This window comes from Spirosoma areae (assembly GCF_054781775.1).
This window is the reverse complement of the sequence record NZ_BAAGTT010000040.1, coordinates 347216-365279: the sequence shown is the minus strand read 5'-3', so window position 1 is coordinate 365279 and position 18064 is coordinate 347216. Positions and strand designations below refer to the sequence as shown.

15 protein-coding genes are annotated in these 18064 nt (G+C 51.2%); 10 read left to right on the top strand and 5 right to left on the bottom strand.

Annotated features, from left to right (window positions below):
* Positions 1 to 87: 87 nt before the first annotated feature.
* The 5 genes from ACYVI1_RS25085 to ACYVI1_RS25065 all read left to right on the top strand — a co-directional run bounded on the left by ACYVI1_RS25085 (position 88) and on the right by ACYVI1_RS25065 (position 3033).
* Complete coding sequence (locus ACYVI1_RS25085) at positions 88 to 675, top strand: RNA polymerase sigma factor (protein WP_460913628.1); 588 nt, start codon at positions 88 to 90, stop codon at positions 673 to 675.
* A gap of 96 nt (positions 676 to 771) precedes the next feature.
* Complete coding sequence (locus tag ACYVI1_RS25080; protein ID WP_460913625.1) at positions 772 to 1785, top strand: S1C family serine protease; 1014 nt, start codon at positions 772 to 774, stop codon at positions 1783 to 1785.
* Positions 1786 to 1866: 81 nt separating this feature from the next.
* Positions 1867 to 2148, top strand: a complete 282-nt coding sequence (locus tag ACYVI1_RS25075) for a hypothetical protein (protein ID WP_460913624.1) — start codon at positions 1867 to 1869, stop codon at positions 2146 to 2148.
* A gap of 135 nt (positions 2149 to 2283) precedes the next feature.
* On the top strand, positions 2284 to 2532 hold the full coding sequence (locus tag ACYVI1_RS25070; RefSeq protein WP_460913622.1) for a MoaD/ThiS family protein: 249 nt from the start codon (positions 2284 to 2286) through the stop codon (positions 2530 to 2532).
* Between the two features lie 90 nt (positions 2533 to 2622).
* Positions 2623 to 3033 (top strand): molybdenum cofactor biosynthesis protein MoaE, encoded by a 411-nt coding sequence (locus ACYVI1_RS25065; RefSeq protein WP_460913621.1) that lies wholly within the window; start codon positions 2623 to 2625, stop codon positions 3031 to 3033.
* 63 nt (positions 3034 to 3096) lie between these two features.
* Here ACYVI1_RS25065 and ACYVI1_RS25060 read toward each other — a convergent pair whose 3' ends face one another.
* Both ACYVI1_RS25060 and ACYVI1_RS25055 read right to left on the bottom strand, forming a co-directional pair.
* Positions 3097 to 3639, bottom strand: a complete 543-nt coding sequence (locus ACYVI1_RS25060; RefSeq protein WP_460913620.1) for a hypothetical protein — start codon at positions 3637 to 3639, stop codon at positions 3097 to 3099.
* Positions 3640 to 3820: 181 nt separating this feature from the next.
* Positions 3821 to 4939: an endonuclease/exonuclease/phosphatase family protein gene (locus ACYVI1_RS25055; RefSeq protein WP_460913618.1), complete on the bottom strand. Its 1119-nt coding sequence runs from the start codon at positions 4937 to 4939 to the stop codon at positions 3821 to 3823.
* Positions 4940 to 5131: 192 nt separating this feature from the next.
* Here ACYVI1_RS25055 and ACYVI1_RS25050 point away from each other — a divergent pair, with 192 nt between their 5' ends.
* From ACYVI1_RS25050 to ACYVI1_RS25030, 5 genes are all read left to right on the top strand, one after another.
* Complete coding sequence (locus ACYVI1_RS25050; RefSeq protein ID WP_460913617.1) at positions 5132 to 5644, top strand: ribosome maturation factor RimP; 513 nt, start codon at positions 5132 to 5134, stop codon at positions 5642 to 5644.
* 90 nt (positions 5645 to 5734) lie between these two features.
* Positions 5735 to 6979: a transcription termination factor NusA gene (gene nusA, locus ACYVI1_RS25045; protein ID WP_460913615.1), complete on the top strand. Its 1245-nt coding sequence runs from the start codon at positions 5735 to 5737 to the stop codon at positions 6977 to 6979.
* 165 nt (positions 6980 to 7144) lie between these two features.
* Positions 7145 to 10489 carry a translation initiation factor IF-2 gene (gene infB / locus ACYVI1_RS25040; protein WP_460913613.1) on the top strand — a complete coding sequence of 1115 codons (3345 nt, stop codon included), beginning with the start codon at positions 7145 to 7147 and terminating at the stop codon, positions 10487 to 10489.
* Between the two features lie 81 nt (positions 10490 to 10570).
* The gene (locus tag ACYVI1_RS25035) at positions 10571 to 11275 is read left to right on the top strand and encodes a metallophosphoesterase (protein WP_460913610.1); all 705 of its coding nucleotides are present in this window, start codon (positions 10571 to 10573) and stop codon (positions 11273 to 11275) included.
* Positions 11276 to 11436: 161 nt separating this feature from the next.
* Entirely contained in the window at positions 11437 to 13563 is a 2127-nt protein-coding gene (locus tag ACYVI1_RS25030) for a BatA domain-containing protein (RefSeq protein ID WP_460913606.1), read from the top strand.
* A 232-nt stretch (positions 13564 to 13795) separates the two neighbouring features.
* Here ACYVI1_RS25030 and ACYVI1_RS25025 read toward each other — a convergent pair whose 3' ends face one another.
* The 3 genes from ACYVI1_RS25025 to ACYVI1_RS25015 form a co-directional block, all read right to left on the bottom strand.
* Positions 13796 to 14608, bottom strand: a complete 813-nt coding sequence (locus tag ACYVI1_RS25025) for a PepSY-like domain-containing protein (protein ID WP_460913605.1) — start codon at positions 14606 to 14608, stop codon at positions 13796 to 13798.
* A 105-nt stretch (positions 14609 to 14713) separates the two neighbouring features.
* Positions 14714 to 14893 carry a hypothetical protein gene (locus ACYVI1_RS25020; RefSeq protein ID WP_460913603.1) on the bottom strand — a complete coding sequence of 60 codons (180 nt, stop codon included), beginning with the start codon at positions 14891 to 14893 and terminating at the stop codon, positions 14714 to 14716.
* A 26-nt stretch (positions 14894 to 14919) separates the two neighbouring features.
* The gene (locus ACYVI1_RS25015) at positions 14920 to 17748 is read right to left on the bottom strand and encodes a M14 family metallopeptidase (RefSeq protein WP_460913602.1); all 2829 of its coding nucleotides are present in this window, start codon (positions 17746 to 17748) and stop codon (positions 14920 to 14922) included.
* Positions 17749 to 18064 lie beyond the last annotated feature (316 nt).

Sequence of the window (18064 nt, the reverse complement as noted above, 5' to 3'; positions counted from 1 at the left end):
CGATAGAGAAAAAGGTAACCCACTATTTTTTAACTTTTTTTTGGGTTACGTCTCCGGTATTTTCGTATTAAGTTATGATTCAACTCAATGAAGGAAAGCAGGCAGCCCGTATTGACCGATGAAGAGTTGCTGACGGGTTTGGCCCATGGCTCCGATGAGGCATTGACGCAGTTGTACCGCCGGTATTTTCCAATGGTACTTCACTTCGTAACCACCAATAGCGGTAGCGAAGACGATGCGAAGGATATCTATCAGGAAGTACTTATTGTGCTGTATGAAAAAGTACGGAGTGGTTCGCTGGAGTTGCACTGTCAGTTGAAAACGTACCTTTACTCGGTCGGCAGGCGGTTGTGGCTCAAGCAGTTAGCGCAGCGAAGCCGGTTTATGGTGCGCGATGTGGAAACGCCCGCTTCAGATGAGTTTGTTGCTGAACAGATCAATGATGATCTGATGGATCATGAGGAACGCGATCGTCAGTTTGACCTGATGGCCGACTCCCTCGACCGACTCGGTGAGCCTTGTCGAACCCTGCTGGACGATTTTTACATCCAGCATTTGAGTATGCAGGATATTACTGAAAAGTTTGGGTATACCAACGCCGACAATGCCAAAACGCAAAAGTATAAGTGCCTGATGCGGTTGAAACGGCTCTTCTTTTCGGAATACAAACAGTGAAACTTTATAAAATTGCATGGAGCAGGGAGCCAGGTGCTGGGAAACACCAAGCTCTACGCACCTGGCTCCCTGCTCCATACAACTCAGTAAAAAGAGATGGACGAGGAAAAAGACATCGAAAATGCCCTGTTCGCGTATGGCGAGCGAATCCGCTTCAAACAGCGGCTGACGAAGGTACAGGCAACGACCGATATGAACGCCATGCGCCGGGATGCAGATACCTATCAGTCGGCGGCAGAACAGTCGGGGCAGATTCGGGCGTTGTGGCAAACCTACCGCACAACACTGGCCGTTGCGGCTTCGGCAGCCATCATTACCACCTTTGGCTCTATTTTTCTGTATCGGTCCTATCAGCAGAGTCATCAGCAGGAACAGCAGTACAGCCAGTTAAGCAAAGAAATTCAGGCCGTCAAATCGTCGCAGCGTAAACTGCTGAGCGACCTCAACGGCCGGGGGCGTGCGCTGAATGTGAACCCGGCACAGGTGTCGGGGTCGGGTTTTTTGCTGACCGCTGATGGCTATTTTGTAACGAATAACCACATCGTTCGCGATGCCGATTCAGTGTATGTGCAAAGCACCAAAGGCGAAGTATATAAAGCACGGGTCGTTTATACGGACCAACAGCATGACCTGGCTTTTCTGCAACTCTGCGACGACAGTGCCTTTCGGATGATGCCGCCCGTACCGTATAGTTTCGAGGTTAGCCCATCTGATTTGGGTGAGCGCGTGTATACGCTCGGTTACCCGCGCGAGGAGATCGTTTACGGCGAAGGTTATCTTAGTTCCGGTACGGGTTATCGGGGCGATTCAACGGCCTATCAGGTTGCCATTGGCGTAAACCCCGGTAACTCCGGCGGTCCACTTTTAGACGAAAAAGGCAATGTGATTGGCATCATCAGCGGCAAGCAGACGACTTCCGAAGGGGTTAGTTTTGCCGTAAAAACAAACTACCTGCTCGAAGCCCTCAACGCCATTCCGGCCGATTCACTCAAGGGACAGTCGCTGCGGCTCAACCGGAAAAATTTACTGGCAAATTTGTCCCGCAAGCAGCAAATTAAGCGGATGCAGGAATACGTGTATCAGGTAAAGGTATTTAAGCATAAGGAGTGAAGTCTATCACGGAAAGGCTACCGGAAAGAAAACAATTAGACCAGTTTTGAGTTGTAAGAGGCATAAACCAACTCAACTATCATGAAAAAGTTAATGATGCTGGCTACCGCGCTAATCTTTTCAGTAGCCGTCGTATTTGCTCAGGATACCAAACAAAATGCCAAAGAAACGGCTAAACAAGCCGGGCGCACCGTAGATGCTGCGGGCGATAAAGTGGGCCGCGAAACCCGTCAGGCTGGCCGCAAAGTAAGCCGGGCGGCTAAAAACACGAAAGAAGACGTTAAAGACGGTACAAATAAAGCTATGGATAAGGCCGACCGCAAAATGAAAAAGGCCGAACGTAAATTAGATAACTCGAAATAAACTTGGTTTATTCGCTCAGAAACGGTGCCACTGCTCTTGGGTAGTGGTACCGTTTTTTTTATCGGCATCAGGCGAACTCCAATCAACGATTGCTGCGTTGTAGTACTGCATCATTTACCGGACTGCTCTACACGTATGAACGCTTCCGTTTCAGTGCTTTTGTTTGGTATCACCCGCGACCTGACAGCTCAGTCGGCTGTAGTCGTGTCGCTTCCTGAAGATGCCCGCGTAAGTGATCTGTTGGATCAACTGCATGGTCAATACCCGGCCCTGGCTGGCATTCGGTCGCTGCTGGTAGCCGTTAATGGCGAATACGCCGAAGCGGATCAGGTGCTAACTGGTAACGATGAAATTGCGCTTATTCCACCCGTTAGTGGAGGATAAGACTAATGAATAACGTAGAATGAACAATGGATAATGATTTACACTGATTTGTTCATTCTGCATTATACATTTTTCATTATACATTTTTCCATGATCTTTTTAACCACCGACCCCATTGACGTTTCGGCTGCGCTGGCTTCTATTCAGTCGGAGCAGGCGGGGGCCATTGACCTGTTTCTGGGCGTTGTGCGCGACAACACGCAGGAACGAGCGGTCGACCGGCTCGAATACGAAGCCTACGACCGCATGGCCATCGGCGAAATGCAGAAGATTGCCGACCAGGCCCATCAGCAATGGCCTTTGCTCCGGTACACCATTATTCATCGGAAAGGCACCCTGCAGATTGGCGAAATTGCGGTTCTGATTGGCGTAGCTACGGCTCACCGTGCCGATGCCTTTGAAGCCTGCCGCTACATCATCGACACCATTAAGCAAACCGTACCCATCTGGAAAAAAGAAGTATTTATGGATGGTCAGGAATGGGTCAACGCGCATCCATGAGATTAGCTACAAATGCCCGTGCCTACGGTATGTAAAGTTCCGACAGGCATTTGAGTTAAAATTTTACCGAAAGCACTGCGAAAAGGGTTGGTTGGGTTTTGCCAGTGAATCAATTTTGCTCAGGCCGTCAACGGATTTTGTTGCCCGCTCCAGAACGGCTCTACTAACCTGTTGCCAGTTACAAACAGTCCCACTGTTCACATCGACTTCCAACGCCAATGTAGAGTCACTCTTGTTGTACCAAAGGGCATTTTCCCGGTGCTCGGTAGGTAGTGAATTGGCGTTTGCATACGTTACTTTATAATAGCCCTTATTTGGTAACGAACCATATTTTTTAAAAATAGTAGCAATAGCATGGTTTTGTGCTGCGATCCTGCTGCTAAATCTACCTAAATCATGGTAGCCGCCAGTTATAGCGGCAATGTCGCAGCCAACCAGAAGGCTTGACAATAAAATGGCGGCTTTTCCAAAGAGTTTCATAATCTTCATGTTTTCCAAAGGGGCATGGTGAAATGCATTTGCTCGTAAGCCATCTTCTGTTGTACCATAATGGTTCTGGGTTTCAGATAGCGCTTTATTACTTGCATAATAATACCTTGAAACCATAACAGGATTGTTAGTTAAATGCGGGCATTCTAATCCATTGATATTACCAAAAGAAGGCTGATCCCCACCTGACTTTATAGTTAAAATGGATTACTTAATTGTCTGTAGTAAATAACAATTTGTTGTAGTTTTCCTGTTTAACGTGCCGGGTGATTTGCTGTAAAGCCATTATCACTCCTCACTACTTCACCAGATATGTCCCCACAATCGGGTAGTGGTCGGAGTAGTTGATGTAGTTGATTGTCTCGAAATTTAGTACGGCGAGTTTTGGGTCGTGAAACTGGTGATCGATGCGGATAAATCCCGGCAACCGGTTATAGGTGAAGCCGAAGCCCCGCCCACCATCTTCAAAACTATTGGGTAATGTTCGGCGCATTCGTTCATAGACTACGCTATAGGGCGTATCGTTATGATCGCCGGTTACAATAACCGGATACGGACTCTCCCGAATGTACTGCTCAACCTTATACACCTGATTGCGACGGTTGATAAACCCAGTCCGTAACGCGCTTAGCACCCCATGCGTTTCGTGCTTAACCCCCTTCATCTCATCCTGATCCAGTACGCGGCCAACCCGAATGCCCATCGAATGCAGGTGAACGTTGATAACCCGAATGGTATCATTTCCTACTTTTATGGTCGCCCAAACCACCCCATTTGAGTGCCCAAATAACTCCCTCCCCGATTCGAGGATGGGGTAAATCGAGAAGATGGCTGCGCCAATGGTACCATCTTCCGACTGGGCCAGCTCGGGATGCAGCAGCACCGAATGCCGATAACCCGCCAGCCTGAATCGCCGGACAAAATTGTAGTCGGGTATCGTTGTGGAGGAATAAAACTCCTGAAAGCATTTGATGGGGGCATCATAACGCAGGGCATAATTCGCTAACCGACGAACGCGGGGGGAGCTCTGATAGCGCTCCCAGGCGCCCTCCAGACCAAATGACTGCACATTATAACTAAATACTTTCAGGGGCACACCCCTGTGGGTCAGGTCAACCGGCTTATGCCACACAAACGTCCGCGAGCCAAACAGCGCAATGCCAACAGCCAGTACCGTACCTGAAAGCCAGCTCCGCCAGGGGCGCGTGGTGAGCCATAAGCCAACAACCACTAAGTTCATCAGCCAGGCCACCGGGAGCGTAATCATGAGCATACCCGCTGTCCAGTGTTCGATTTGCAAACTATACAGCAGCCAGTAAACGAACCATGTATATAAAGCCAGCAGCAGATTGAGCGACCACAGCAACGACCGAAAAAAAAAGGCAATGAGCTGCCCAATTCGCACCCTTAGCGTCATAGTGTTGTCGTTGAGCAGGGTGGGAACCCCGCTTATGAGGCCAAAAATAAGGCATAATGACCGGAAAGTCCGACACGAAGCCAAAACAGGGACTTGCGATGCACGCAGAAACTCATTACCTTTGTGGCACTAAAACCATATGGCATTGATTAAAAAAGGGAGTAGTACTCCCTTTTTTGTTAGCCTTACCTTATGGACGACAAAGCGAAAATCATTGACCTACTACAGCCGTATCTGAACAATGAACAACTCTATGTTGTTGATTGCCAGGTAGCTGGCCGACAGGGAGGACGAATTAAAGTGACGTTGCTATTGGATAGCGATACCGGAATTACGATTGAGGAATGCGCCATCGTTAGCCGGAAACTTGGTTCGGAGATGGATGAAGTAAATTTTTTCGGTGAAGCCCCGTTTACGCTGGAAGTTTCATCCCCCGGTGTCGATTATCCGCTAACGTTTCCGCGCCAGTATGTTCGTAATATTGGTCGGCAAGTGGTTATCACACTCACTGATGGAACTACCCTCAACGGGAAACTGGAGTCGGTTGCCGACGACCATATAGTGGTCGTCATTGAAGCGGAAAAGAAGTCGAAGAGTAAAAAGAAAAAAGAAGCTGGTTTATCTATCCCTGAACCACCCATCGGCCCCACGCCGATTTGGTTCGGGCAGATAAAGAAAGCGAATGTGGAAGTATCATTTAAATAAAGTCGTCAGTCGTCAGTCAGGAGTTGCCAATGAAGAATTATCGTTGGCAATTATAGACCAATGACGATCGACTTTTGACTAAACACTAACATGACCAGTGGACTATTAATCGAATCGTTTGCTGATTTTGCCCGGTCGAAAAATATTGATCGGCCCACCATGATCGCTATTTTAGAAGAAGTTTTTCGCACGATGATTCGTAAAAAATACGGCACCGACGAAAACTTCGACGTAATTATCAACGCCGAAAGTGGCGATCTGGAAATGTGGCGCACCCGCGAAATCGTTGACGACAATTCGGAGGATATTTGGGATTATGATAAAATTCCCCTCACCGAAGCGCGTAAAATTCAGGACGACTTTGAAGTGGGCGAACAGGTTGCCGAAGAAGTAAAACTGGAAGATTTTGGTCGGCGAGTGGTTCAAACGGCCCGGCAAACGCTTATCCAGAAGATAAAGGATATGGAGAAAGAACTCCTTTATCAGAAATATAAAGACCAGGTTGGCGACCTGATCGGCGCTGAAGTGTACCAGTTGCTGAAGCATGAAATCATTCTGGTCGACAGCGAAAACAACGAGTTGAGTCTGCCCCGCACCGAGCAGATTTCGAAAGACCGTTACCGCAAAGGCGAATCCGTGAAGGCCGTTATCAGCCGGGTCGAAATGATGAATGGAACGCCTAAAATTGTTCTGTCACGCACCTCGCCGGTTTTTCTGGAACGATTGTTTGAAATTGAGGTACCTGAAATTTACGATGGTCTGATTTCGATTCGCAAGATTGTTCGGGAACCGGGCGAACGGGCTAAAGTAGCTGTTGAATCCTACGACGACCGTATTGACCCGGTTGGGGCCTGCGTAGGGATGAAAGGCTCCCGGATTCACGGCATTGTGCGTGAACTGGGCAATGAGAATATCGACGTTATTAATTATACCGAAAACCTTGAACTGCTCATCAGCCGCGCCCTGAGTCCGGCCAAAATCAGTTCAATGACGATCGACCGCGAGACGAAGCGCGTCTCGGTGTTTCTGAAACCCGATCAGGTTTCGCTGGCCATTGGCAAAGGCGGTCAGAACATCAAACTGGCCGGGCGCCTGGTGGATATGGAAATCGACGTATTCCGTGATAACGAAGGGCAGGAAGACGACGAAGACGTTGATTTAATGGAGTTCTCCGACGAAATTGACGAGTGGATGATCGATGAACTCCGTAAAGTAGGTCTCGACACCGCGAAGAGCGTATTAGCTTTAAACAAAGAGGAACTTGTTCGGCGCACTGACCTCGAAGAAGATACGGTTGAGGAAATTCTGAACATTCTAAAACAGGAGTTCGATTAAGAAGGAATCAACAGGGAATACTGTACTATGGATAATGCACAGCCCGAAAACATTATCCATTTTGCATTATTCATTATTGATTAATAGCATGAGGGATTTTTATTGCTGCAAGTGGTGTTCATACCATACCAGCAACCATCAAATTTGCCGAATATAAACCGTAGTATGGCAGAAGAAAAGACAATGCGCCTAATGGAAGTGGCAAGCAAGCTCAAGGTAGGAAAAGATACTATCTTGAAGAGTCTGTCTGCCAAAGGATTTAAGGTCGAAAGTAACCCTAACGCCAAAATCAGCAGTGAGCAGTTGGAGGTGTTAGCGAAGGAATATAAAAACCCTGAACTCCTGAGCGGAGCGCGCCGGGCCGAGCCATCGGTTGCGGTTGCCGAGCCACCGCGTCGTCAGGAGGAGGATGTTGTCGCCTGGCGTCGTGATGATGCGAAACGGCCAACTGTCGAAACTAAATCAGAGCCAACTCCGGCTGACCTGGCCAAAGCGGCTCCTGTTGAGCCGAAACCAGCCCCACAAACGGCTCAGACCGGTTTGCCTGGCTTAACCGTAGTGGGTAAAATTGACTTGAACGCCCGGCCAGCTACGCAACCCGCCCCACAGCCTAAAGCTCCGGCTGTGCAGGAGGTAAAACCAGTTGAGGTACCTAAACCACCTGTCATTCCGGCAAGCGGTGGAGATACCCCTACGCCACCAGCTCCACAGCCGGTGGCAGAGGTGGCAAAGCCTGCTCCTGTGCCACCTGTTGAAGCGAAAGCCGCCCCAGTTGAGTCGGTTCCGGTCGTGGTGGATACACTTACACCACCTAAAGAATCCCCCAAACCGACCGTGGCGCCAACAGAACCTACTCAGGCTCCCCCTGCTAAGGTTGAGGTGCCTGTAGCCCGTACTGAAGTTGCTGACCCGATAGCTCCTGTTCAGGAAAAACCGGCCAATCGAACTGAAAATCGGCTAAAGCCAGAAAATCAACCAAAACTACAACCACAGGCTAAATCAGTGACGCCAGAAACGGCTGATAATGAAGATGTCCCGACCGAAACCATTCGGGCGGCTGGCAGCCATCAATTAGGTGGACTGAAAATTCTTGGTAAAATTGAACTGCCTGTTAACAACCCGCGTCAGGGTGGCGGAGGCAGTAATGCAGATAAGAAAAAACGTAAACGCATTCGTGGTGGGCGCGAGGGCGCTGTTGGCAGCACGGCCCAGCCCAATCAGGGTGGTCAGCAACCGGGTCAGAACGGTAACAACAACCGACCTGATCGTACCCCACGCGATGGCGACCGTAGCCCTGCTAACCGCACACCGGGTGACCGGCCGCAAGGTGATCGGAACCAGGCGGGAGGTCAGCGTGATGGCGCCCCACGTGACGGTAACCGTCCCCAGGGACAGGGTGACCGAAGCGCAACGCCAGCCAACCGCACGGGTGCTACCGGCGGCACTGGCCAGAATCAGGCCGGAAACAATGCTACTGCCAATCGGGGCGGTCAGGCGGGTGCTGGTGCTAACGCTAACCGGAGCGGTGGAAACCGTTCGGGAGGTGGTCGCACTGCAGGTGGAAATAATGCCAACCGGGGCGGTGGCGGCCGTCGGGAAGCCCCTACGCAGGCCGATGTTCGGAAGGCTATTCAGCAAACCAACGCCCGGATGCAAGGCAATTCTCCCAACCGGGGTGCCGACCGCCGGCGGGATCGCCGAAGTCAGCGCGAGGAAGACCGTCGCCTGATGACCGAGCAGGAGGAACTGGAAGCCAAAATCCTGAAAGTAACCGAGTTTGTATCAGCCAACGATTTGGCATCGCTGATGGACGTGTCGATCAACGAGGTTATTTCGGTTTGTTTGAACCTCGGTATGTTCGTGTCGATCAACCAACGGTTAGACGCCGAAGCCATTACGGTTATTGCCGATGAATTTGGCTATGACGTCCAATTCATATCAGCCGAAGACGAAACCGAAGCTGGTATTGATGTTGAAGCCGACGAGCCCGACGAACTGCAGCCCCGGGCGCCAATTGTCACCATCATGGGTCACGTCGATCACGGTAAAACCTCGTTGCTCGATTACATTCGTCGGGCAAAAGTGGCGGCTGGCGAAGCGGGTGGAATCACGCAACACATTGGTGCCTACAGCGTGAAAACCACCGACGACCGCATGATTACGTTTTTGGATACGCCGGGTCACGAAGCCTTTACGGCTATGCGGGCGCGGGGTGCTAAAGTAACCGACGTCGTAATTATTGTGATTGCTGCCGATGATAGCATCATGCCACAAACCCGTGAGGCTATTAACCACGCGCAGGTTGCCGGTGTTCCCATTGTATTTGCGTTCTCGAAAGTGGACAAAGCCGGTGCTGATGCTGAAAAAATCAGGACAGAACTGGCCGCTATGAACATGCTCGTTGAAGAATGGGGTGGTAAATACCAGGCACAGGAAATCTCCTCCAAGTCGGGTATGGGCGTTGACGACCTGCTTGAAAAAGTGCTGCTCGAAGCCGAACTGCTCGAACTGAAGGCCAATCCCGAACGCCGGGCGTTGGGTACGGTTATTGAAGCTTCGCTCGACAAAGGCCGTGGTTATGTCTCGACCGTACTGGTTGAAAACGGGACCCTTCACCAGGGCGATATCATGCTCGTTGGCGCCCATTATGGCCGCATCCGGGCTATGACCAACGACCGGGGTGAGCGTATTAAAGAAGCTGGCCCTTCGACTCCTGTTCAGATTTTAGGTCTGCCGGGAGCACCACAGGCGGGCGATAAATTTAACGTGATGGAAACGGACCGTGAGGCCCGTGAGATTGCCAATAAACGCGAGCAACTCCTGCGCGAACAAACGCTGCGTACCCGCAAGCACATTACGCTGGAGGAAATCGGTCGCCGGAAAGCCATCGGTACGTTCAAGGAACTAAACGTCATTGTGAAAGGTGATGTGGACGGTTCGGTCGAAGCCCTATCGGATTCGTTGCTGCAACTGTCGACGGAAGAAATTCAGGTAAATATCATTCATAAAGCCGTTGGGCAGATTTCGGAATCCGACGTCTTGCTGGCATCAGCTTCCGATGCTGTTGTGGTGGGCTTCCAGGTGCGGCCCTCGGCGAGTGCGCGGAGACTGGCCGATCAGGAGCAAATCGAACTCCGGTTCTATTCAATTATCTACGATGCCATCAACGAGATCAAAGACGCTATGGAGGGCTTGCTGGCCCCAACCGTCGAAGAAGTGATTGTGGGCAATATCGAAGTGCGTGACGTTTTCAGGATTACCAAAATCGGTACGGTTGCCGGTTGTTACGTAACCGATGGTACCATCAAACGCAACAACAAAATCCGTATCATCCGCGACTTTATCGTCATTCACACCGGCGAGATTAGTGCGCTGAAACGCTTTAAGGACGATGTGAGCGAAGTGAAGTTTGGCTACGAGTGTGGTCTGAGCATTAAAAACTTCAACGACATCGAGGTGGGTGATGTAATTGAAAGCTTCGAATTGAAAGAAGTAAAACGGACACTGTAAAAATCCTGGTCCGGAGATTTGCCCCAACTGGCTTGCCCGGTTGGGGCATTTTTTGTACCTTATGGGTTAGAAAAGTCCCTTATGAAACTCCTTGCCATTAGTGATTTGCATGGACGAACTGTTTGGAAGGAACCTGATTTTAATGCCTACGACCGGGTTATTTTCCTCGGCGATTATACTGACAGTTACGTTGAATCCGATGAGACGATTTATAATAATCTGAAGGAAATTATTCAGATAAAGCGTCGGAAGCCAAACAAGTTTGTTCTGCTTATCGGCAATCACGACGGACAATACCTGCACTTCCCTCACTACCGCTGTTCAGGATTTCGGGAATGGGCACAACCGGATTTGAGCAATTTGTTCGCGAAGTATGATGCCTTATTTCAGGTGGCTTATCAACAGGAAAATTACCTCTTCACGCACGCGGGCGTCACCACTAAATGGCTGGCACACGTTCAGGCAAAAACTGGGAATGATATGCCCGACCTTACGCCCGATTACGATTTGGCCGGATTATTGAACGACCTTCACCGGCAACCTCTGCGCGTTCGGAATCTGCTGTTTGAGGTTAGCCCACAGCGGGGTGGCTACGATGCATTCAGCGGGCCGGTCTGGGCCGACCGCTCTGAAACCAAAGCTGATTATCTGCTGGGTTTTCATCAGGTGGTGGGCCATACCCCGATTGACACATTCACGACAGTTGGTAATAAAACCAGTTCGATTACGTATACGGATGTGTTGCAGACCAAAACTGCGTTTTATGAAATCACAATCCCTGATTAACTTGGGCTTGCAGAAACCAAAGACCCGTGCCGGGGCGTTTAGTATGTACATGACTGGAAACAGAAAGATGTGGTCAAGCCGGGTCAGGCGCTGCAACATCTGACAATAGCCTGCATCATTACGGTATCCGATAACTCCTGAGTCTTCCTTATTTTGCCTGAATGAATTTCCTATATCCCACGTTCCTGTTTGGCCTGATGGCCGTATCGGTACCCATTGCTATTCACCTGTTTAACTTCCGGCGAACCCGGCGGGTCTTCTTTACGAATGTAGCCCTGCTTCGGGCCGTTCAGACGGAAACCAAATCGTTTCGGCGGCTAAAACACTGGCTTATTCTGGCGTGCCGATGCTTGTTCCTGGCGTGTTTAGTGCTGGCCTTCGCGCAGCCATTCATTCCGAGCAGGAATAAACTGGGCCTGTCGCGGCAGGGCGTTACGAGCCTCTACGTCGATAACTCGTTCAGTATGCAGAACGAGCGAAATACAAAACGGTACTTAGACATAGCCACCAGTAAATTAGATGAACTGCTCACGCTGTTCCGCAACGCGACCTCGCTCCAGTTACTGACCAATGATTTTTCGGCGGCAGAGCAGCAGGCCGGTACTGCCGAGTCGGTTCGTGACCGGGTTACGTCCATACGCTTCGCCCATACGCCCCGCACCCTCGAAGCCGTGTATCGTCGGCAGCGGAATCTGCTCAGTTCCCTCAATCCGGGGGGGAGAAATCAGTTGTTCTGGTTTTCCGATTTTCAGAAAAGCACCGTCGGCGATTTGTCGCGGCTTCACATCGACACCACCGACCGACTCTTTATTGTGCCTTTAGATGCCCAGGCGACTAAAAACGTGTATGTGGATTCGGTCTGGCTCAGCACCCCGTTCATTCGTGAAATGCAGAATAATAGCCTGAACGTCAAACTTATTAACGCGGGCCAGGAGAATGTGAAAAATCTTCCGGTACGGCTTTATTTAGACGATACGCAAACGTCAACGGCTTCGGCTACACTACCGCCGGGTGGTTCGGCAACGGTGTCGCTCAATTTTAATGTCACCTCGAAAGGCTACCACCGGGGCCGGATTGTGTTTGAGGATTTGCCAATTACCTTCGACAACCAGTATTTCTTTGTTATTGAAGCCTCTCCGGCCGTGCGGGTGCTTCACCTCTACGAACAGAAAGCCGGGCCTTCAGACCGAACAGCCGACTATGTCAGTACGGTTTATTCTGACGATAGTTTGTTTGTTAAACGGAGTTTTAATGCCCGGAACTTTGATGTTGGTCAGTTGAAAGAAACCGATTTGGTGGTGCTTGAGGGCGTTGCCGACGTGAGTGGCAGCCTGCGAACCGAACTTGAACGCTTTGTGCGGCAGGGGGGGAGCTTAGCCGTTATTCCACCATCGACGCCCAACGCTGCCTCCTATGAGCCGTTTTTACGAACGCTGGGCATTGGTTCGATTCAGGTTTTAGCTACCGCACCAGGCACTACACCAACAACGCTGCCCGTTGCCGATCCCGACCGGCGCAATCCGTTCTTTCGCGATGTGTTCCAGCAGAGTTATCAGTCCGAACCGCTGAATATGCCCACGGCGGCCCCCGTTTGGCGGTGGAGCGCAGGCGAACGGTTATTGACTTTACGCGATGGCAGCCCGTTAGTGACCCAGTCGAAAGTTGGTGGCGCGGTAACCGCTGGTACAGCATTCCGGCAGTCGGCGGGGAACGTGTATGTATTTGCCAGTCCGCTGGCATCGGCCTATGGCAATCTGGCCGAACACGCCCTGTTTGTGCCTGTCATGTACAAAATAGCAGCCCTGAGCGTTCGGTCACAGCGAACGGCTTTCTCGTTTGACGAAAACGTAGTGACAATTCCAGTCAATGCGCCTTCGGAACGGTCGGTTTATAAACTGACCCGCGACAAATTAGAAATTATTCCGGTGCAGCGCATCGTGGGTGGTCAACTTCTGCTCGAAATGCCCAAAAGTAACGAACTGGCGGTTGGTCAGGAAGTAGAATCGGGTTATTATGCACTACAGAACAGCCAGGGCAAAACCGAACGGCTGCTGGCGTTCAACCACGGTAATCAGGAGTCGGCCATGGATTTTTATTCGGCTGACGAGTTGCGCCGGGCCTTTGCCAATCAACCCAACGTGGACGTGTTCGACAGCATTCAGGATGGCGACTTCGTGCAGGTGCTGGAACAGGAAAATCTGGGGAAAAGCCTTTGGAAGTACTTTCTGCTGGCCGCGCTGGCATTTTTGCTGATTGAGGTTGGGTTAGTGCGGTTTATGAAGGGGTAACCTGGCTCATCAGAAACCGTCAGGCTTGTCGCCCCGACGGGTCGGGTTGCTGCGGCCCGCAAAGCCAGTTTCGTTAACACCAGCGAGCTGGTTAAGGTAATAGTTTTCGGGAACGGCCTGGGGCAGGGCGTAATGAACGTACTCAGACCAGTAAACGTAAATACTCCGCCGAAACAATCAATAGATCGTGTCGGCGGAGTATATGATTAACTTCTCGTATACACCGGTGTAGTTACCGCCCTTTTCTGGCCTGCACGAACGTACCGTCGGCGGCAAACACGAGTTCGACTGCTCTGCCGGTAGTAGGCTGCACAAGGACTTTAAACTGTCCGGTGCTGTTCTTGCCAGCCGCCCTGATAGTAGCCCCGGCGTAGTTTGTTGTGATGTACGTTGTGACTGCTGCCGGAAGAGCGCTGGCTGCAACGACGGTATAGCCTTTTCCCAGCCCCCGGACAATTTCCTGGCTGAACGTACCGTCGGTATTGAACAATAGGGTTCGGCGCTGGCTGTTCTGAATGATCATCACTAAATAGCCACGAGCAGCGTCTAAAGCAGCCGCAGTGATGGTCGAACTGGTGAAATTCGTGGTGATATAGGTCGTAATGGCGGCTGGCAGGCTGGCAACGGCTACTTTCGTCAGGCTGTCCCGGTCGCTCCCTTTATGCCCATTCCCTGGCCCGTGGCCTTTTCCGCCCCCGCGCAGCGACAATTCCTTATTAAACGTACCATTGGCATTAAACAGCAGCGTTTTTCGCTGGTCATTCTGCGTAATAGCTACCAGGAAATTACCTGCGTCATCCTTAGCTGCGTAGTTAATCGTTGCGCCAGCATAACTCGTTGAGATGTAGCTGGTAACGGTGGCTGGTAAAACAGATACCTCTATTTTCGTCAGGCTGTCGCGACAGAAAAAGCCGGTTGTGTCAGACGACAATCGGGCGGCAATACTGGCTGCATCCGCGTCGGGTGAGACAGTTTGGTTCTGGTTACAACTCCACAGAGTTATACCAAAGAGGGCGATTAAGCCCGCTACAACTACATTTTTCATAATTTATATGGTATTGGTTTGTTGTAGCTGAATACGCAGCTTACAATTGGTCTGTTGCAGCCGGCCGTTTTTTTTGTAATAAATAGGCCAAATAGTCGGGTGGAATTAAATTAATGAGGGGTCAATCAGCCTGTTAACGAGTGCTTCGTAGCTGGTGCCGGGCGGCATCTCTTCTTCGCCAATGGATATTAATTTGTTCCGAACAGTCCAAACTTTACGCTTCTTTATCGTAAACGGTTTCAATAGATTAAAGCAGCGAATGCCATAACCGTGATGGTATGGCATTCGCTATGTGGCTGTATGTATTGACTCTATTCCTCACTGACGATCTCGCTGCCCTGCGAACCGCTTTTGCCAGTGCTGTAAAGTTGGTTAAAGAGGAATTTGAACGTTCCCTGCGCCTGCGCCCGGAACGTGATTTCCGGCCCGAAGGCATAAAATTTGCCCGACCCAACCGGCGCCATAAACGCGGCTACGCCATCCTGCAAATACGACTGCCCCCAGGCCCAGCCAGAACGTAGCGGCCTGGCCGTATCAAACCAGGCAAGTGGCACTACGGTGCCTTTGGCAATGGCTTCGGGCGCGAGTTTGAATACCGGGCTGGCATCGAAATAAACGTCCGTCTGGCTATTCAGGCCCCAGGTAGCCTGTTGGGTCGAATCCAGCGTCACCCGCAGCACACTGCCGGGAATGTAAAATTTCTCGCCTGGCAGCGGTTTTTCCAGCCCAGCCGTCGTCATTTCGGTGAGGGCGCTCTTGACGGGCAATTTCAGGTGATACGCCAGATTAGTGCTGCTGCCAATCGTTACGACGGTTCCACCCGCTTCTAAGAATGTTTTTAGCTGCGGAACCGACTTGTCGGCGGTAATCTTGCCTAAACGTGGGCGGTATTCGGCGGGGGTAGTTTCTTCTTTCGGTTCGCGTTCGAGGGCGCTGAAACCATCAACGTCCTGACCACGAAGCGGTGGAATGGCCCGTGTCACGAACACGATGACATCGAACTTCTTGCGTAGCTCACCCGCATCGACGTCGCCCGGATAAATAACTTTCATTGGAAAATGATACTGCTCCATAATCCAGCGTATCCAGCCCGATGGCATCGACCCGCCGTAGGTATCCCACAAGGCGATTCGCATGGGCGAGACTTTAATCAGCGAAGCTGTTGGTTTTTTGCCAACGCCCAGTATGTCTAAACCGAGGTCTTTAGCTGATTTTTCTAATAGCGATTTTGCCTTAGCCGAGGCCGGAACGAAGAATATACCCGACTCCACCGTCGACTTGCCGCCCGTTCCGTTGGGCAGGCGAAATACGTCGACACCCGACGCGAGCAAATCATTAACGGCAATAAAGGAGTTATTTGCCTTCGCACTGAGCAGGTAACCACCGGTGGTCCCGCCCGAAATTCGGCCCTCCGGCGATTGCAGTTCGCCATACGGCAGCTTTTTGAACGGCCCGTCGAACCCATCCAGAATCCGGTCGAACTGAACGTTCATCAGGTAGGCAAGCGTCCAGCCAGCCGCATCATAGGGGCGAACGGGCGGGCCTCCCGGATACTGGAAATCGTTGGGGTGATCCTGCGGCTCGAACATGTCCAATAGGTGCGGGCGGAATGCCTGATCCGTTTTAACGACGTAAGACCCCGCCGGGTATTTTTTGCCCGCTACGGTAAAGTCGGCGGTGGCCTGCTGAATTTGGATACCAGTTTTACTCAGCGCGTTGACAAACTTGACCGCCGTTGGAAAATCGGGCTGGTTGGCCGTGATGATAAACCCGCGAGGATCGCGCAAAACCGGCGCTTTCATGATCGTGTCGTAGTACTTCATGGGCATGCCACCGCCCCTGGCCAGCATACCATATTGCGCCAGGGCGGCACTGGTCGACGTGGACGTTGGTTTTTTCGGGTCGGCCTGATAGGCCTGCGTAATGGCGTCGATTCGTTTGGGCGACAAACCCCAGGTGTCCTTGCTGCCGCGCTCGATGGAGTTTTTACCCATCCGATAGATGTTGAACAGCAGTTCGTCGCGGTAGCGGGCGGCATAACCCATCACGGCGTAGTTGAGCGACAGCGAATAGTCAATCGACTGCCTGAAATACCATTTCTGTGGCGTGACCGGAAAGGGTGTATTGCCGTTGGGAATCAGTCGGCTGGGAACCAAGGGAATATCTTCGGGTGTCGGCCCACCTATAATTTCCGTCAATAGCCCGATCATGTTATGGAAGTGGGTCGTGGTTCGTAAACCACCGTTATACCAGGTCGAGAAAACGGACCCGCCCAAGCGTGTAAAGCCGGGTTTGTTTTCGGCGTTCAACCGGTTGATCATGGCAGCGCCGAGGGCGTCGATCCCGGTCACCATCAGCGGGTCGAACACGTAGTTAAACGGGTCCCGATAGGGCGGCCCTGCCAGCACCGATCCCGCCGGACCGCGCTGGTGGTGGTTGTACATAATCTGCGGAATCCACTCGACAAACAACTGACGGCCAATATTCTGGGTTTCCTTCATGTTCATGATGAAGAAATCGCGGTTGTTGTCGTGGCCGATGTATTTCTGATACAGCCGGGGCAGGTTGTCCAGCACCCGTTTGTCGGCTTTGGGTTCGCGCATGTACCAGTTGGTCACGATTTCCTGCCCGTCGGGGTTGGCGTGGGTGAGCAGCAGAATATCCTGATCCAAAATACGCATCGTTTCGGGGTCGGTGCGGCTCACCAACTGCCAAACCGTTTCGATCAATTGCATGGTGCCGACGGTTTCGGTGGCGTGCAACCCGCCATCAATCCAGACGATGGCTTTGCCCTCGTTGGCTAAGGTGCGGGCCTGATCGTCGGTAAGGCCTTCGGCGCGGGCGAGTTTTTGGGAAATCTCTTTATAGCGATCTAACTTTTTGAGGTTCTCCGGCGACGAAACGATGAGCATAAGCTGGTGCCGTCCTTCTTCAGTCAGGCCGATGTCGACCAATTTGACCCGGTTGGAGGCTGCGGCTACTTTCTGGAAATAAGCCTCCGTTTGGGTGTAGGTCGCGAGTTGATAGTCATCGCCAATGGTAAAGCCAAAATGCTCTTTGGGCGAAGGAATTGGCTGAGCCAGGGCCGTGCTCAGACTGACGATCAGCAGAATCAGAAGTGAGTAAGGAGAATAACGCATTGTTGAGAGAGTAGTTGAGGTTAGTTTTGATATAGGTTTCGTGTTTCACGTTCCACCTTCCAGGTTCCTGCCGATAGATTTCCGTCTTGAAGCCTGGAACGTTGAATGTAAAACTTATTTCTTCCGAAAGCGGGTATTCCATAAGGCCTGGATACCCTCCACCGGGCTGCGAAAGAATAATTAGGTAGGCCGGATTGCCGGAGTTTTGAGCATAGATTGTACAAGAGGAGTATGACGAAGCAGAAGTAAGTACAAGTATAAATTTAATAGTTTACCAAACAGACTATATGAAGAATAAAATTTTAACTAATACACT

Bases quoted from the DNA above. Each gene is read 5' to 3' on its own strand.
- ACYVI1_RS25085 (WP_460913628.1), top strand. From the start codon at position 88: ATGAAGGAAAGCAGGCAGCCCGTATTGACCGATGAAGAGTTGCTGACG.
- ACYVI1_RS25060 (WP_460913620.1), bottom strand. From the start codon at position 3,639: ATGGTTTCAAGGTATTATTATGCAAGTAATAAAGCGCTATCTGAAACC.
- nusA (WP_460913615.1), top strand. From the start codon at position 5,735: ATGACCAGTGGACTATTAATCGAATCGTTTGCTGATTTTGCCCGGTCG.
- ACYVI1_RS25065 (WP_460913621.1), top strand. From the start codon at position 2,623: ATGATCTTTTTAACCACCGACCCCATTGACGTTTCGGCTGCGCTGGCT.
- ACYVI1_RS25075 (WP_460913624.1), top strand. From the start codon at position 1,867: ATGAAAAAGTTAATGATGCTGGCTACCGCGCTAATCTTTTCAGTAGCC.
- ACYVI1_RS25020 (WP_460913603.1), bottom strand. From the start codon at position 14,893: ATGCCATACCATCACGGTTATGGCATTCGCTGCTTTAATCTATTGAAA.
- ACYVI1_RS25055 (WP_460913618.1), bottom strand. From the start codon at position 4,939: ATGACGCTAAGGGTGCGAATTGGGCAGCTCATTGCCTTTTTTTTTCGG.
- ACYVI1_RS25070 (WP_460913622.1), top strand. From the start codon at position 2,284: ATGAACGCTTCCGTTTCAGTGCTTTTGTTTGGTATCACCCGCGACCTG.
- ACYVI1_RS25030 (WP_460913606.1), top strand. From the start codon at position 11,437: ATGAATTTCCTATATCCCACGTTCCTGTTTGGCCTGATGGCCGTATCG.
- ACYVI1_RS25025 (WP_460913605.1), bottom strand. From the start codon at position 14,608: ATGAAAAATGTAGTTGTAGCGGGCTTAATCGCCCTCTTTGGTATAACT.
- infB (WP_460913613.1), top strand. From the start codon at position 7,145: ATGGCAGAAGAAAAGACAATGCGCCTAATGGAAGTGGCAAGCAAGCTC.
- ACYVI1_RS25080 (WP_460913625.1), top strand. From the start codon at position 772: ATGGACGAGGAAAAAGACATCGAAAATGCCCTGTTCGCGTATGGCGAG.
- ACYVI1_RS25035 (WP_460913610.1), top strand. From the start codon at position 10,571: ATGAAACTCCTTGCCATTAGTGATTTGCATGGACGAACTGTTTGGAAG.
- ACYVI1_RS25015 (WP_460913602.1), bottom strand. From the start codon at position 17,748: ATGCGTTATTCTCCTTACTCACTTCTGATTCTGCTGATCGTCAGTCTG.
- ACYVI1_RS25050 (WP_460913617.1), top strand. From the start codon at position 5,132: ATGGACGACAAAGCGAAAATCATTGACCTACTACAGCCGTATCTGAAC.